Origin of the sequence: Ramlibacter alkalitolerans (assembly GCF_016722765.1) — a bacterium.
Classification (GTDB): domain Bacteria; phylum Pseudomonadota; class Gammaproteobacteria; order Burkholderiales; family Burkholderiaceae_C; genus Ramlibacter; species Ramlibacter alkalitolerans.
This window is the reverse complement of the sequence record NZ_JAEQND010000004.1, coordinates 206,073-221,448: the sequence shown is the minus strand read 5'-3', so window position 1 is coordinate 221,448 and position 15,376 is coordinate 206,073. Positions and strand designations below refer to the sequence as shown.

The following is a 15,376-nucleotide window of genomic DNA, read 5'->3' as shown; positions in this document are numbered from 1 at the left end:
GGAACGATCCGCATTATGAAATGCACACGCACCATTTGAAATCTTCAAGAAGCTGTGCGACACTTCGGCCCCGCGCGGCCAAGCCGTACTAAATTCACTTGCACGATTCAAGGAGACAACACATGTCCGCTCAGCCCGACCGCGTGTTCGGCGCCGCCGCCAACGATTCCGACTCCGGGGAAACACGCGAGTGGCTGGATGCGCTCTCCGCCGTCATTTCCGCGGAGGGCAAGGAGCGCGGGCATTTCCTGCTGGAACAGCTGCTGGAGCAGGCGCGCCAGGAAGGCATCGACCTGCCCTTTTCCGCCACCACGGGGTATGTCAATACCATCGAACCCGAGAACGAGGAGCGCTGCCCCGGCAACCTCGAGATCGAGGAGCGCCTGCGCGCCTACATGCGCTGGAACGCCATGGCGATGGTGGTGAAAGCCAATCGGATCCATCCCGAGGACGGCGGCGACCTCGGCGGCCACATCAGCTCGTTCGCCTCGCTCGCGACCATGCTGGGCGCCGGCTTCAACCACTTCTGGCACGCCGAGACGCCGGAACACGGCGGCGACTGCCTCTACATCCAGGGCCACAGCGCCCCGGGCATCTACGCCCGCGCCTTCATGGAAGGCCGGATCTCCGAGGAGCAGCTGCTGAACTTCCGCCAGGAGGTGGACGGCAAGGGCCTCTCCAGCTACCCGCACCCGAAGCTGATGCCGGAGTTCTGGCAGTTCCCGACCGTGTCGATGGGCCTGGGCCCGCTGATGGCGATCTACCAGGCGCGCTTCCTCAAGTACCTGCACGCCCGCGGCATCGCCAACACCGAGAACCGCAAGGTCTGGGCCTTCCTCGGCGACGGCGAGATGGACGAAGTGGAATCGCTGGGCGCCATCGGCGTGGCGGCGCGCGAAGGCCTCGACAACCTGATCTTCGTCGTCAACTGCAACCTGCAGCGCCTGGACGGCCCGGTGCGCGGCAACGGCAAGATCATCCAGGAACTCGAAGGCGAATTCCGCGGCGCCGGCTGGAACGTCATCAAGCTGATCTGGGGCTCCTACTGGGATCCGCTGCTCGCCCGCGACAAGGAAGGCATCCTGCGCAAGGTGATGATGGACGTCCTCGACGGCGACTACCAGGCGATGAAGGCCAACGACGGCGCCTTCGTGCGCAAGCACTTCTTCGGCCGCGATCCCAAGCTGCTGGAGATGGTGGCGAAGATGAGCGACGAGGACATCTGGCGCCTCAATCGCGGCGGCCACGATCCGCAGAAGGTCTATGCGGCCTTCCACCGCGCCTACCACCACAAGGGCCAGCCCACGGTGCTGCTGGTCAAGACCGTCAAGGGCTTCGGCATGGGCAAGGCGGGCGAGGGCAAGAACATCGCCCACCAGGCCAAGAAGCTTGCGGACGACGACATCCGCACCTTCCGCGACCGCTTCAACATCCCGATCCCGGACGACAAGCTGGCGGAGATCCCCTTCTACCGGCCGGAAGAGAACACGCCGGAGATGCAGTACCTGCACGAGCGCCGCAAGGCCCTCGGCGGCTACCTGCCCAAGCGCCGCCCCAAGGCCGACGAGCAGTTCCAGGTGCCGGGCCTGGACGCCTTCAAGGCCGTGACCGATCCGACTGCGGAAGGCCGCGAGATCTCGACGACGCAGGCCTTCGTGCGCTTCCTGACCGCGCTGCTGCGCGACAAGGAACTCGGCCCCCGCGTCGTGCCCATCCTGGTCGACGAGGCCCGCACCTTCGGCATGGAAGGCCTGTTCCGCCAGATCGGCATCTACAACCACCAGGGCCAGCAGTACACCCCGCAGGACCGCGACCAGGTCTCCTACTACAAGGAGGTCCAGAACGGCCAGATCCTGCAGGAGGGCATCAACGAAGCGGGCGGCATGGCCAGCTGGGTGGCGGCGGCGACGAGCTACAGCACCAGCAACCGGATCATGGTGCCGTTCTACATCTACTACTCGATGTTCGGGCTGCAGCGCGTGGGCGACCTGTGCTGGGCCGCCGGCGACATGCAGGCGCGCGGCTTCCTGCTGGGAGGCACCTCGGGCCGCACCACGCTCAACGGCGAGGGCCTGCAGCACGAGGACGGCCACAGCCACATCATCGCGCAGACCATCCCCAACTGCATGAGCTACGACCCGACCTTCGCGCACGAGGTCGCCGTGATCATGCAGGACGGCCTGAAGCGCATGGTGGAGAAGCAGGAGAACGTCTTCTACTACATCACGCTGCTGAACGAGAACTACCCGATGCCCGGCCTGCAGGCCGGCACGGAGGAGCAGATCGTCAAGGGCATGTACCTCCTGAAGGAAGGCGCGAAAGGGAAAGGCACCTCCGGTGCGGCAAGTCATCGCGTGCAGCTCATGGGCTCGGGCACGATCCTGCGCGAGTCGCTGTTCGCGCAGGAACTGCTGGAGCAGGACTGGGGCGTGCAGGCCGACGTGTGGAGCTGCCCGAGCTTCAACGAACTGGCGCGCGACGGCCTGGACTGCGAGCGCTGGAACATGCTGCATCCCGATGCCAAGCAGCCGCGCGTGCCGTTCGTCAGCCAGCAACTCGAGAAGCATGCCGGCCCGGTGGTCGCTTCGACCGACTACATCAAGCAGTACGTCGACCAGATCCGCGCCTTCGTGCCGAAGGGACGCACGTACAAGGTGCTGGGCACCGACGGCTTCGGCCGCAGCGATTTCCGCAGCAAGCTGCGCGAGCACTTCGAGGTCAACCGTCACTACATCGCCGTCGCGGCCTTGAAGGCGCTCGCGGAAGAGGGTAGCGTGCCGGCTTCGAAGGTGGCGGAGGCGATCAAGAAGTACGCCATCAAGGCCGACAAGGTGAATCCGCTCCACGCGTGACAATCGCTTCCTGAGACAACGACAAGGCCCCCCACGGGCCGCGGAGAACAAGAAACATGGCACTGGTCGAAGTGAAGGTCCCCGACATCGGGGACTTCAAGGATGTCGCCGTCATCGAAATCCTGGTCAAGCCGGGCGACACGATCAAGCAGGAGCAATCGCTCGTCACGGTCGAATCCGACAAGGCCTCGATGGAGATCCCGTCCAGCGTGGCGGGGATCGTCAAGGAGCTGAAGATCCAGCTCGGGGACAAGATCTCGGAAGGGTCGGTGATCGCGGTGGTGGAGTCGGCTGCGGGTGCGGGCAGCCCCTCACCCCAGCCCTCTCCCCAGGGGGGAGAGGGAGCAAGACCGGCCCCGGCTCCCGCTCCCACTCCCTCTGCCGCCCCGGCGGGAGAGGGCCGGGGTGAGGGTGGTGGTTCAGGCTCCATCCAGGTCAAGGTCCCCGACATCGGCGACTTCAAGGATGTCGCCGTCATCGAGGTGCTGGTCAAGCCCGGCGACACCATCAAGCAGGAGCAGTCGCTGATCACCGTCGAGTCGGACAAGGCTTCGATGGAGATTCCCTCGTCGGCGGCCGGCGTGCTCAAGGAACTGAAGGTCAAGATCGGAGACAAGGTCAACATCGGGGACCTGATCGCGATCGTGGAAGGCGCGGGCGGTGCTGCCAGCGCAGGCAGCCCCTCACCCCAACCCTCTCCCCAGAGGGGAGAGGGAGCAGCAGCCCCGGCCACCGCACAGGCGCCTGCGCCGCAGCAGCAGCACCACGTCCCTCCGACGGCTGCATTGCCGCCGCACGAACCCGCCGCGCCCACCGGCAATCTCCCGCATGCCTCGCCCTCGGTGCGCAAGTTCGCGCGCGAGCTCGGAGTGCCGCTGGAGGAGGTCAAGGGCACCGGGCCCAAGGGCCGCATCACGCAGGAAGACGTCCAGGCCTTCACCAAGTCGGTGATGGCTGGCGCGACGCAGACCAAGGCGGCTGCCGCGAAGGCGCCCGCCGGCGGCGGTGGCGGCGAGGCGCTGGGCCTGCTGCCCTGGCCCAAGGTGGACTTCGCGAAGTTCGGGCCCATCGAGCGCAAGCCGCTGTCGCGGATCAAGAAGATCAGCGGCGCGAACCTGCACCGTAACTGGGTGCTGATCCCGCACGTCACCAACCACGACGATGCGGACATCACCGAGCTCGAAGCCTTCCGCGTCTCGACCAACAAGGAGAACGAGAAGTCGGGCGTCAAGGTCACGATGCTCGCCTTCCTCATCAAGGCCTGCGTTGCCGCGCTGAAGAAATTCCCCGACTTCAACAGCTCGCTCGATGGCGACGACCTGGTGCTCAAGAGCTATTACCACATTGGTTTCGCAGCGGACACGCCGAGCGGCCTCGTGGTCCCCGTGATCAAGGACGCCGACAAGAAGGGCGTGCTGGCGATCAGCCAGGAAATGGCCGAGCTCGCGAAGAAGGCGCGCGACGGCAAGCTCTCGCCGGGCGACATGTCGGGCGCGACTTTCACCATTTCGTCACTCGGCGGTATCGGTGGACGTTACTTCACGCCGATCATCAACGCGCCGGAAGTCGCTATCCTTGGCGTGTGCCGCAGCCAGACCGAGCCGGTCTGGGACGGCAAGCAGTTCCAGCCGCGCTTGATGCTGCCGCTGTCGCTGTCGTGGGACCACCGTGTCATCGACGGCGCCTCGGCCGCGCGCTTCAACGCATACCTGGGGCAGATCCTCGCGGACTTCCGCCGCGTCCTTCTCTAAGAACTACAAGACTCGATGACAACAGTAGTGGTGGTGAAGAAAGCCGGGCAGATCGCCATCGCGGCGGACACCCTGGTGACCTTCGGTGACACCCGCCTTGCGCACCGGTTCGAGGACAACACCAAGATCTTCAAGGTCGAGACCGACGACGGCCCGAGCTACATCGGGATGGCCGGCACGGTGGCGCACTTTCCGGTGTTGCGCAAGGCGATGGGCTCGATGCCGCGGGAGATCCTCAAGCTCGGGAGCAAGGACGAGGTGTTCGACACCTTCACCAAGCTGCACCCGTACCTGAAGGACAACTTCTTCCTGCAGACCAAGGAAGAAGACAGCGACCCGTACGAGTCCAGCCAGTTCAGCGTGGTGATCGCGAACGCCGCCGGCATCTACGGCCTGTACAGCTACCGCGAGGTCTTCGAGTTCAAGGAGTTCTGGGGGATAGGCTCGGGTCGCAGCTTCGCGCTGGGTGCCATGCATGCCGCCTATGCCAAGGCCAAGACCGCGCGCGAAGTCGCGGAAGCAGGGATCGCCGCCGGTTGCGAATTCGACCGCAATTCCGAGATGCCCTGCGACATCTTCACCGTCAAAGCGAAAGAACAAAAATGATTGCCCACGCTCCGCACTGCGTGTCGTCGCTGCCCCCCGAGGGGGCGCGTTGCTCCCTTGGGACGGCCCGGCGGGAGAAACGATAAATGGCACAGACGGAAGTGAAAGTCCCCGACATCGGGGACTTCAAGGAGGTGGCCGTCATCGAGGTGCTGGTCAAGGCCGGCGACACGGTGAAGGTCGAACAATCGCTGGTGACGGTGGAAAGCGACAAGGCGTCGATGGAGATCCCGTCGACGCATGCGGGGGTGGTGAAGGAACTGAAGGTCAAGGTCGGGGACAAGGTTGCCGAAGGGTCGGTGCTGCTCACGATCGAAGCCGCTGCGGGTGCCAGCCCCTCACCCCAACCCTCTCCCCAGAGGGGAGAGGGAGCCAAGCCGGCCCCGGTTTCCTCTCCCTCTCCCGCCCCTGCGGGAGAGGGCCGGGGTGAGGGCAAGGCGGCGCCAGCCGCTCCAGCCCCTGCCGGTTCCTACTCCGGCGGCGTCGACCTCGAATGCGAGATGCTCGTCCTCGGTGCCGGTCCCGGCGGCTACTCCGCCGCCTTCCGCGCCGCCGACCTCGGCATGAAGACGGTGATCGTCGAGCGCTACGCGACCCTCGGCGGCGTCTGCCTCAACGTCGGCTGCATCCCCTCCAAGGCGCTGCTGCACGTGGCCGCCGTGATGGACGAAGTGAGCCACATGGATGCCCTGGGCATCTCCTTCGGCAAGCCCACCGTCGATCGTGCGAAGCTCAAGGCGCACAAGGACAAGGTCACGGGCAAGCTGACCGGCGGCCTGGCCGCGATGGCGAAGATGCGCAAGGTGACGGTTGTGCGCGGCATCGGCACCTTCCTCGATCCGTACCACCTGGAAGTGCAGGAGACTTCCGGCGACGGCAAGGACACCACCGGCAAGAAGCAGGTGATCCGCTTCCGCAACGCGATCATCGCGGCGGGCTCGCAGGCCGTCTCGCTGCCCTTCATGCCCAAGGACCCGCGGGTGGTGGACTCCACCGGCGCGCTGGAACTCGCGACCGAGCCGAAGCGCATGCTGATCCTGGGCGGCGGCATCATCGGCCTGGAGATGGGCACCGTGTACTCCACGCTGGGCGCGCGGCTTGACGTGGTGGAAATGCTCGACGGCCTGATGCAGGGCGCGGACCGCGACCTGGTGCGCGTGTGGCAGAAGATGAACACGCCGCGCTTCGACAACATCATGCTGAAGACCAAGACCGTCGGCGCCGAAGCGACGAAGGACGGCATCCTGGTCCGCTTCGAAGGCGAGCAGGCACCCAAGGAGCCGCAGGTCTACGACCTGGTGCTGCAGGCCGTGGGCCGCTCGCCCAACGGCAAGAAGATCGGCGCCGAGAAGGCGGGCGTGACCGTCACCGACCGCGGCTTCATCCCGGTCGACATCTCGATGCGCACCAACGTGCCGCACATCTTCGCCATCGGCGACATCGTCGGCCAGCCGATGCTGGCCCACAAGGCGGTGCACGAGGCGCACGTCGCGGCGGAAGTTGCGGCCGGCGAGAAGTCGACCTTCAATGCGCGCGTGATCCCCAGCGTGGCCTACACCGACCCCGAAGTGGCCTGGGTGGGCCTCACCGAGGACCAGGCCAAGGCGGAAGGGATCGCGATCAAGAAGGGCCACTTCCCCTGGACCGCCTCCGGGCGCGCCATCGCCAACACGCGCGACGAGGGCTTCACCAAGCTGCTGTTCGACGCCCAGACGCACCGCATCCTGGGCGGCGGCATCGTCGGCACGCATGCCGGCGACATGATCGGCGAAGTGGCGCTGGCCATCGAGATGGGCGCCGACGAGATCGACATCGGCAAGACGATCCACCCGCACCCGACGCTCGGCGAGAGCATCGGCATGGCGGCGGAGATCGCGCACGGCACGTGCACGGACGTGCCGCCGCAGAGGAAGTAGCCGCAATCGACTTCGCTGGGGCTTCGTAGGCTGGTGGTGAGCCCTGCGAACCCCAGCGCTCAGCGAGCGCAGCGGAGCTGCCCGGGCGTCCCCGGCATTCCCGCGCAGGCGGGAACCCGGGAAGAGCGCGCGCAGCGCGCCATCGGGAGCCCTGGGTCTCCGCCTTCGCGGGGATGACGGACATATCAGGGACGCACCGCCGGCGTCTCCACGTTCATTCCTCTCGCACGCTGCGCCAGATACAGCTGCAGCTGCGTGAACTCCAGCGATCCTGCGGCGAACGGCTCCGCGCGCACGCCGGTCATGCAGCCGCGCACGCGCCGCCACAGGGAACCCAGCCCCTGCCACTCCAGGCGATAGATCGGATAGCCCGTGGCATGCCCTTGCGGGATCAGCGAGCCGGCCAGCTTGCCGCCGGCACGCTCCTCGTGGCACTGCGCGCAGGACAGCTCCAGCTGCCCCAGGCGCTGGCGGAACAACGCCTCGCCGCGCGCCGCATGCGGCGCCAGCCGGGGATCGGGGGGCGGCGCGATCGGCATGCCGCGCGACTGCAGGCCCACCAGCGTCTCCAGCGCCAGCAAGTCCGCATGCTCGACGGGCCACGCGGCCTGCCCCTGGTGCCGCTGCCGGCACAGATCGATGCGCGTGGACAGGTCCACGGGTCGCGCCAGCGCCTCGTCCCAGGCCGGATAGCGCGCTGCCACGCCGCGCATCGAAGACGGCTCGCCGTGGCAGCCCGCGCAGGAACGCGAGGATGCTGAAGGCGCGCGCGCCCACAGCTGTTCGCCTTCGCCGACCCACAGCATCGCCGGATTCATGGCGTCGTCGCGCTGCATCGCCTGCGTGGACGCGCCCATGTCCTCGAACCCGGAGCGCCGCGCGTCCCCCGGCGCCGCCCACGCCGAAGCGGCCAGCAGCGCCAGGACGACCCCGCGCAGGCGCGGCATCAGGTCACCTGCAAGGGCCGCTGCTCGACCTGCGAGAAGCCGTGGTCGCCCTGCCATTCGAATTCCAGCGTGCCGCTGCGGTCGGCCACGAGGTGGAAGGCGAGATAGGGATTGGCCGCGATGGCGGGCGAGAGTTCGGCACTGAACACGACCTCGCCGTTGTAGCGGCAGGTGAAACGCCGCAGGATGTCGCGCGGCACCGGCTTGCCGTCCATGCCGGGGCGAAAGCCGCTTTCCATCGCGTGGGCGATGGTCACGCGCACCTGGACCGCCTCGCCGAGGGCGGCGGTCGCGGGGAACTGGATCAACGTGCGCGCCGCCATCAGGGCTTCGCTTCCTCGATGCAGGCGGCCAGCACCACGATCACGTCGGCGCGGTCGGCCCACACGCTGCCGTCGTTCATGCGCGCCAGCGCCACCAGCTGCTGGCTGGTGGCCAGCCGGATGCGCGTGGAGACGTCGGCCTTGCCGGCGCGCGGCCCGAGCTGGAAGCGGGCGACGTCGCGCTGCGGGTTCTTCTCGTTGAAGACGGCGATCTCGGTCACGTGCTCGGCCGCCGTCATGGGGCTGTCGACCGTCACCCGCATCGGCACGACGTTGCCGTTGTCGACCAGCTGCGCGATCTCGATCTTCACGCGGCCTGCACGCACCGGCTGTGCGCCGGCGAACTGCGCCACCAGCGCGGCGAGCGCCGGCGCCTCCTCGCCGGCGGCGGGCCGCACCAGCACCTGCGCGGCGGCGGCGGCGCCCGCCTGCAGCAGCAGGCGTCGGCGGGGAGAGGATGCAGGCTCCATCGCGCAAGCCTAACGCAGCGTGGCCAGCCAGGCGACGACATCCTCGATCTGCTGCGCGCCCAGCACGGGTTTGCCGGCCCAGGCCGCACCGATGCGCTGGGCGTTGTTCGCCGCGTGGAAAGCAGGCATGAAGCTGGCCGGGTTCACCCGGCGCGGGTCCACCACGCGCAGCCGCAACTGGGCCGCGCTGAGGCGGGCGCCGACCCCCGCGAGATCGGGTGCGAGATTGCCCTGGAAGCGTTCCTCGGGGATGGGCGCGGTATGGCACAGCAGGCACAGGCCCTGCTGCCGGCTGGCGACGATGGCCCGGCCCCGCGACGCATCGCCGCGCAGGCCGGCGAGCGGTTGCGCGATGCGGTCACCCTCGACGACATACGCAACGACTTCCTGCGCGCAAGCGGCGCTGCAGGCGGCGGCGAGCAGTCCCGCCGCGAGCGCGCGCACACCGTCACCCCCGCGCAGGCGGGGGCCCACGGCACGCGCGCAGCGCGTGACAGTGCCGCTCTGGACCCCCGCCCGCGCGGGGGTGACGGGGGTGTTCCTCAGGTTCGTTTCAGGCTGTGGTGCCGCAGCGGCAGTTCGCGGATGCGCTTGCCGGTGGCTGCGTAGATCGCGTTCAGCACCGCGGGCGCCGCCACCGCGATCGTCGGTTCACCCACGCCGCCCCAGAAGCCGCCGCTGGGCATCACGATGGCCTCGACCTTCGGCATGTGCCGCATGTGCACCACCGGGTAGGTGTCGAAGTTGGCCTGCTCGATGTGCCCGTCCTTCAGCGTGCATTCGCCGAACAGCGCCGCCGACAGCCCATAGGCGAACGAGCCTTCGACCTGCGCCTCGATCTGCTGCGGATTCACGGCATGGCCGGGGTCCGTCGCCGCGACGATGCGATGGATCTTCAGTTCGCCGTCATTGCTCACCGACACTTCGGCACAGGCCGCGACGTAGCTGCCGAAGCCCATGGTCTGGGCGAGGCCGCGGTACACCTTCATGCCGTTCACGTCGGGCGCGGGGCGACCCCAGCCGGCGCGCTCGGCCACCGCGTTCAGCACGGCCAGGTGCTTCGGGTGGCCGGCCATCAGCTTGCGCCGCAGGGCCAGCGGGTCCTGGTGGGTGGCGGCCGCAATCTCGTCGATGAAGCTTTCGAGGTAGATCGTGTTCTGGTTCAGGTTCACGCCGCGCCAGAAGCCGGGCGGCACCGGCGGATTGCGCATGGCGTGGTCGACCAGCAGGTTCGGGAAGCTGTAGCCGATCGACGCTTCCGGGCCGGGTGGGTTGAGGCCCTGGAACACCACCGGGTCCTTCCCGTCCTTGATGTTCTCCGGGAAGATGCTGGCCAGGATCGACTGGCCCGAGATGCGCATGTGCAGCGCCGTGACGTTGCCTTGCGCATCCAGCCCCGCGCGCAGCTTGCATTGCGTGACCGGATGGAAGCGGCCATGCAGCATGTCTTCCTCGCGCGTCCAGAGCAGCTTCACCGGCGTGCCCGGCATCTGCCTGGCGATCTCCACGGCCTGCCGCACCCAGTCGTGCACCGCGCCGCGGCGGCCGAAGCCGCCGCCCAGCAGCACCTTGTAGACCTCGCACTTGTCGGCGGGCAGGCCGGCGGCTTCCGAGGTGGCCGCGAGTGCCGCCTCGCCGTTCTGCGTCGGCGTCCAGACTTCGCAGCGCTCCGGCGTCCAGCGGGCCGTGGCGTTCATCGGCTCCATGGTGGCGTGGTTCTGGTGCGGATAGGCGTACACCGCCTCGATCACGCGGGCCGCCGAGCCCAGCGCTGCCCTGGCGTCGCCGTTCTGGTTGCCGATGGCGGCTTCGGGCGCGTCCAGGGCGGCCTTGAGCATGGCCGCCACCTTGGCGCTCGATTCGTTCGCATTGGGGCCGTGGTCCCATTCGATGGGCAGCGCGTCCAGCGCGCTCTTCGCCCGCCACCAGGTATCGGCCACCACGGCGACGGCGCTGTCGCCCACGCGCACGACCTTCTTCACGCCCGGCCGGTTGCGGATGGCGGCCTCGTTGAACGACTTCACCTTGCCGCCGAACACCGGGCAGTCCTTGATGGCAGCGTTGAGCATCCCGGGCAGCTTCAGGTCGATGCCGTACATCTGCTTGCCCGTGACCTTGTCGGCGGTGTCCAGGCGCGCCAGGCGCTTGCCGGCGATCTTCCAGTCCTTCGGGTCCTTCAGCGTCACGTTGGCCGGCGGCTCCAGCTTGCCCGCGGCCGCGGCGAGGTGGCCGTAGGTGAGGGTGCGGCCGCTCGGCACGTGCGTCACCACGCTGTTGGCGGCGCGGCACTCCGCCACCGGGACCTTCCATTCCTCGGCGGCCGCCTGCACCAGCATCATGCGGGCGGCGGCGCCACCCTTGCGCACGTACTCGTGCGACTCGCGGATGCCGCGGCTGCCGCCGGTGGAGAAGTTGCCCCACACGCGCTTGCGCGCGAGGTTCTGGCCGGGCGTCGGATATTCGGTGGTCACCTTGGCCCAGTTGGCGTCGAGCTCCTCGGCGACGAGCTGCGCGAGGCCGGTGAGCGTGCCCTGTCCCATCTCGGAGCGGGCGATGCGGACCACCACCGTGTCGTCGGGGCGAACCACCACCCAGGCGTTGACTTCGGGGCTGCTGCCCTGCGCGGCCGCCGTCCCCGCGAAGGGGATGTGGAAACCGATCGCCAGGCCGGCGGAGGCACTGACGCGCAGGAAGCTTCGACGGTCCATCTCGAGGGCGATGCTGCTCATGTCGTGCTCCCGTCGGCGTGCTGGATGGACAGTTGCGCGGCCTTGAGGTCGCCGCGCGCCACCGCATGGATCGCCGCGCGGATGCGGTTGTACGTCCCGCAGCGGCAGATGTTGCTCATGGCGAGGTCGATGTCGGCATCGCTCGGGTTCGGGTTGCCCTTGAGCAGGGCCGCCGCCGCCATCACCTGCCCCGATTGGCAATAGCCGCACTGCGGCACGTCGAGCGCCACCCAGGCCTTCTGCACGGGATGCGAGCCGTTGGGCGACAGGCCCTCGATGGTGGTGATCTTCTCGTTGGCGCCGATGCTGGAGAGCGGCCGCACGCAGCTGCGCGTGGGGACACCGTCGATGTGCACGGTGCAGGCGCCGCAGGCCGCGATGCCGCAGCCGAACTTGGTGCCCGTCAGGCCGAGCTGTTCGCGCAGGACCCAGAGCAGGGGCGTTTCGGCCTCCGCCTCGAATTCACGCACGACCCCATTCACGTTCAGTTTCGCCACGCCGATCTCCTCGCGAGATGGATAGGCGACGGATCGTACGAGTGCGAAAGTGCGGGCGCCCTAGCGTAATCCCGATGAGCCGGCGGCTTACTGCGGCTCGGTCGCGGGCGCAGGCGCCTGCGGGGCCGTGAGCACGCGGCGGGCCCCGTCGAAGCGCGTCTTCCAGTACGAGATGCCCATGTCCTCCACCCGCACGTGGGCGCCGGGGCGCGGCGAGTGGATGAACTTGTTGTCGCCGATGTAGATCCCCACGTGGCTGAAGGCGCGCCGCATCGTGTTGAAGAACACCAGGTCGCCGGGCTGCAGTTCCTGCTTGTCGATCTTCTGCGTGGCGGCGGCCTGCTCGTCGGCACGACGCGGCAGGATCAGGCCCACGGTCTGCTCGAACATCGCCCGCACGAAGCCGCTGCAGTCGAAGCCGGTCTCGACCGAACTGCCGCCGCGGCGGTAGGGCACGCCGAGGAAGCCCATGGCATTGACGACGAGTTCCGACGCGCGCTGCGCGATGTGCGAAGCACGGGCGGACACGCGCTCGCCGACATTGGCGCGCACTTCATCGAGCCGGTCCACGAAGCGCTTCTCGGCCATGAAGCGGCCGACGTCGTCTTCCGCCGAAACCGGCGGCGCGGCATGCACGCCGGTGGCGGCGAGCACCAGGGCAAGGCTGAGCCGACGCAACATGGGCGCGCAATTTAGCGTCCGGCCGCGCCGGAGGTCAAGCGGACAATGCATGGCAGTTTCTTGATTCGTCCCGGCTGCTTCGGCCCGGGACGCGGGTGGCTGGGGAACAATGCCTTCCACCATGAACGGACCGAACCGATCCACGACGCGCCGCCCGCTCTGGGGCCGGCTGGCGGCGTCACTCACGACCCTCATTGTCGCAGGCCTGGCCCTGCCGCCCGTCGCCGCCCAGACGCCGCGCGGCGAGACGGTGGCCAGCGGCCTGGACCATCCGTGGGCGCTGGCCTTCCTGCCGGAGGGCCGCTTCCTCGTGACGGAGCGGCCCGGGCGCATGCGCATCGTCAACGCGCAGGGGCGCCTGTCCCCGCCGCTGGCGGGCGTGCCGGCGGTGGCTGCGCGCGGGCAGGGCGGGCTGCTGGACGTGGTGCTCGATTCCGGCTTCGCGTCCAACCGCACGCTCTATTTCTGCTTTTCCGAACCGGGTGCGGGCGGCACCAACAGCACCGCGCTGGCGCGCGCGCGGCTCGCGCCCGACGACAGCCGGCTGGAGGACGTGCGCGTGATCTTCAGCCAGAAGCCCAAGGTGGCGAGCTCGGCGCACTTCGGCTGCCGCATCGTGGAGACGCGCGACGGCATGCTGTTCCTCACCATGGGCGAGCGCTTCTCGCGCAAGGAGGACGCGCAGGGGCTGGACACCCATCACGGCAAGATCGTGCGCCTGAACAAGGACGGCACGGTGCCGCGCGACAACCCCTTCGTGGGCCGCGCCGGCGCGCTGCCGGAGATCTGGAGCTACGGGCACCGCAACGCGCAGGGCGCGACGCTGGGGCCGGACGGCCGCCTCTGGGAGATCGAGCACGGCCCGCAAGGCGGCGACGAGATCAACCTGCCGCAGGCCGGCCGCAACTATGGCTGGCCGGTGATCACCTACGGCGAGAACTACGGCGGCGGGCCGATCGGCGAAGGCATCACGCGCAAGGAAGGCATGGAGCAGCCGCTGCACTACTGGGTGCCCTCGATCGCGCCTTCGGGCATGGTGTTCCTCACCAGCGACCGCTATGGCGCTGGGTGGCGCGGCAACCTGTTCGTGGGCTCGCTGAAGTTCGGCTACCTGGACCGGATCGAACTGGCGGAGGGCAAGGTGACGCGCGAGACCAAGCTGCTGCAGGGCGTCGGACGCGTGCGCGATGTGCGCCAGGGGCCGGACGGCTTGCTGTACATCGTGACGGATGAAAGCGACGGCAAGATCGTGCGGGTGCTGCCGTAGACGTCGCTTCGGCAGGGGCGGGGGCGACTTCCCGGAAACGTCCGCTGCCTGTCGGCCGGGCCAGGACGGGTCCCTGTCCGCCTCGGCGACTGTCCTTCGGCGCGGATGAGAACCGTTGCCCGTGATGGCGCCGCGCCCGCGCCTCCCCCTTTATGTCGCCGAGTCGGACAGGGACCCGCCCTGGCCCTGCACCGCGCCTGGTTCGTCGCAATCCCGCGGTTGTTTGGTCGAGGGCTTGCAATCCCGCGGGAGGCAATGCATTTGGCGATGCGCTGGGCGCCTTTGATCATGCGCAGAGTGCGCCGCAGGTCAGTCTGCCCCTCAGTCGCCGGTATAGAGGACGCTCTCTCCGCCAGCCCCGAAATGAAGAACCCGCCCCTGGCGGGTTTTTTCTTGTTCCGCGCGTCCGCGCCTCGTGAGCCGCCAAATTCAGTAAATCAGCCCCGGGACGATCAAACAGATCCACAGATGATCTTGATGAAGATGCTGCCGCGCGTCACCGTCCTTGGCTGCGCGTCTCAGCTTCATCGCATGGCGGTGTGCACAAAATCGCGCCGTCCGGATGCCGCACGGTACTTGATGCGGAAGTTGCCGATGCTGATAACTTCGCCGTCGTGCAGCAGCTGGCGCTTGACCATCTTGCCGTCGATATAGGTGCCGTTGGTGCTGTGCAGGTCCTCGACGAACACGGCGGCCAGCCCTAGCAGGTCGAAGCGGCAGTGATGGCCGCTGACCACCTCGTTGTCGAACACGATGTCGTTGTCGGCGCTGCGGCCCAGCGTCGTGCAGTCCTTCTGCAGGTCGACGTGCTTGATCTCTACACCTTCGACCGACACGATGAGTTGCGGCATTGAAAAAATCCCGGATTTGCGCGCACGGAACATGGCGCGTGCAAGCGTATCTGGATGTTAATGGGGGCGCCACAGTTGAGCAAGACCGCCGTGGGGTTCCTCGCGACACCGGATCCTGGTCGATGCCAACAAATTCATGCGGGAGCCGAACTTGAGCTCGGCTCCGGATGCAACCGCCGCTGCTGCCGCACCACTTCGCGCTGCCCGGCGCAGCGCGTGCGCGCCACGAATCAGGAGTGAGAACCTGGAACACCGGCATAAACATCGGTCGGCCAGAGGCAATAACCAGCTGGACGCACCTCGCGCGACGACATCCTGAAGGGCAGCACGAAAGACGATTTCCTGAGCGGGGTGGAGGGCGCCGACCTCCTGGAGGGGGCTCCGGGCGCTACACGCTGGAGGCGGGGAGGGCGACGACTTCATCGGCGGCCTCGGCGGCAACGACACGCTGGGCGGCGGTTCCGGCCATGACACGCTGGATGAGGG

General features: G+C 68.0%; 13 protein-coding genes. 5 read left to right on the top strand and 8 right to left on the bottom strand.

All coding sequences use genetic code 11. The annotated features are described in order from the left end of the window. Positions 1-122 precede the first annotated feature (122 nt). The 4 genes from aceE (at position 123) to lpdA (ending at position 7,125) form a co-directional block, all read left to right on the top strand. Positions 123-2,852, top strand: a complete 2,730-nt coding sequence (gene aceE, locus JI746_RS08485) for a pyruvate dehydrogenase (acetyl-transferring), homodimeric type (protein WP_201688455.1) — start codon at positions 123-125, stop codon at positions 2,850-2,852. A gap of 56 nt (positions 2,853-2,908) precedes the next feature. Beyond that, positions 2,909-4,603, top strand: coding sequence for a dihydrolipoyllysine-residue acetyltransferase (aceF, locus tag JI746_RS08480; RefSeq protein WP_201688452.1), 1,695 nt, complete (start codon positions 2,909-2,911; stop codon positions 4,601-4,603). Between the two features lie 15 nt (positions 4,604-4,618). Further along, on the top strand, positions 4,619-5,209 hold the full coding sequence (locus JI746_RS08475) for an Ntn hydrolase family protein (RefSeq protein WP_201688450.1): 591 nt from the start codon (positions 4,619-4,621) through the stop codon (positions 5,207-5,209). 86 nt (positions 5,210-5,295) lie between these two features. Further along, positions 5,296-7,125 carry a dihydrolipoyl dehydrogenase gene (gene lpdA / locus JI746_RS08470; protein WP_201688448.1) on the top strand — a complete coding sequence of 610 codons (1,830 nt, stop codon included), beginning with the start codon at positions 5,296-5,298 and terminating at the stop codon, positions 7,123-7,125. A gap of 185 nt (positions 7,126-7,310) precedes the next feature. On the opposite strand, the gene soxA is transcribed toward lpdA, so the two are convergent. The 7 genes from soxA to JI746_RS08435 form a co-directional block, all read right to left on the bottom strand. Continuing rightward, the gene (gene soxA / locus JI746_RS08465; protein WP_201688447.1) at positions 7,311-8,072 is read right to left on the bottom strand and encodes a sulfur oxidation c-type cytochrome SoxA; all 762 of its coding nucleotides are present in this window, start codon (positions 8,070-8,072) and stop codon (positions 7,311-7,313) included. Then, positions 8,072-8,395: a thiosulfate oxidation carrier complex protein SoxZ gene (locus JI746_RS08460; RefSeq protein ID WP_201688446.1), complete on the bottom strand. Its 324-nt coding sequence runs from the start codon at positions 8,393-8,395 to the stop codon at positions 8,072-8,074. The genes soxA and JI746_RS08460 overlap by 1 nt, the downstream gene beginning before the upstream one ends. Then, complete coding sequence (locus tag JI746_RS08455; protein WP_201688445.1) at positions 8,395-8,865, bottom strand: SoxY-related AACIE arm protein; 471 nt, start codon at positions 8,863-8,865, stop codon at positions 8,395-8,397. Before JI746_RS08455 ends, JI746_RS08460 begins: the two co-directional genes overlap by 1 nt. Before the next feature lie 9 nt (positions 8,866-8,874). Next, on the bottom strand, positions 8,875-9,309 hold the full coding sequence (soxX, locus tag JI746_RS08450) for a sulfur oxidation c-type cytochrome SoxX (RefSeq protein WP_201688443.1): 435 nt from the start codon (positions 9,307-9,309) through the stop codon (positions 8,875-8,877). A 98-nt stretch (positions 9,310-9,407) separates the two neighbouring features. Next, entirely contained in the window at positions 9,408-11,594 is a 2,187-nt protein-coding gene (locus tag JI746_RS08445; protein ID WP_201688441.1) for a xanthine dehydrogenase family protein molybdopterin-binding subunit, read from the bottom strand. Next, the gene (locus JI746_RS08440) at positions 11,591-12,091 is read right to left on the bottom strand and encodes a (2Fe-2S)-binding protein (RefSeq protein ID WP_201688440.1); all 501 of its coding nucleotides are present in this window, start codon (positions 12,089-12,091) and stop codon (positions 11,591-11,593) included. The genes JI746_RS08445 and JI746_RS08440 overlap by 4 nt, the downstream gene beginning before the upstream one ends. A gap of 87 nt (positions 12,092-12,178) precedes the next feature. Next, positions 12,179-12,772, bottom strand: coding sequence for a C40 family peptidase (locus JI746_RS08435; RefSeq protein ID WP_201688438.1), 594 nt, complete (start codon positions 12,770-12,772; stop codon positions 12,179-12,181). A gap of 121 nt (positions 12,773-12,893) precedes the next feature. Between JI746_RS08435 and JI746_RS08430 the strand changes: the two genes are divergently transcribed. Beyond that, positions 12,894-14,039, top strand: a complete 1,146-nt coding sequence (locus JI746_RS08430; RefSeq protein WP_201688437.1) for a PQQ-dependent sugar dehydrogenase — start codon at positions 12,894-12,896, stop codon at positions 14,037-14,039. Positions 14,040-14,563: 524 nt separating this feature from the next. Here the strand turns inward: JI746_RS08430 and JI746_RS08425 are convergent. Next, entirely contained in the window at positions 14,564-14,890 is a 327-nt protein-coding gene (locus JI746_RS08425; protein ID WP_201688436.1) for an FHA domain-containing protein, read from the bottom strand. Between the last annotated feature and the right edge of the window lie 486 nt (positions 14,891-15,376).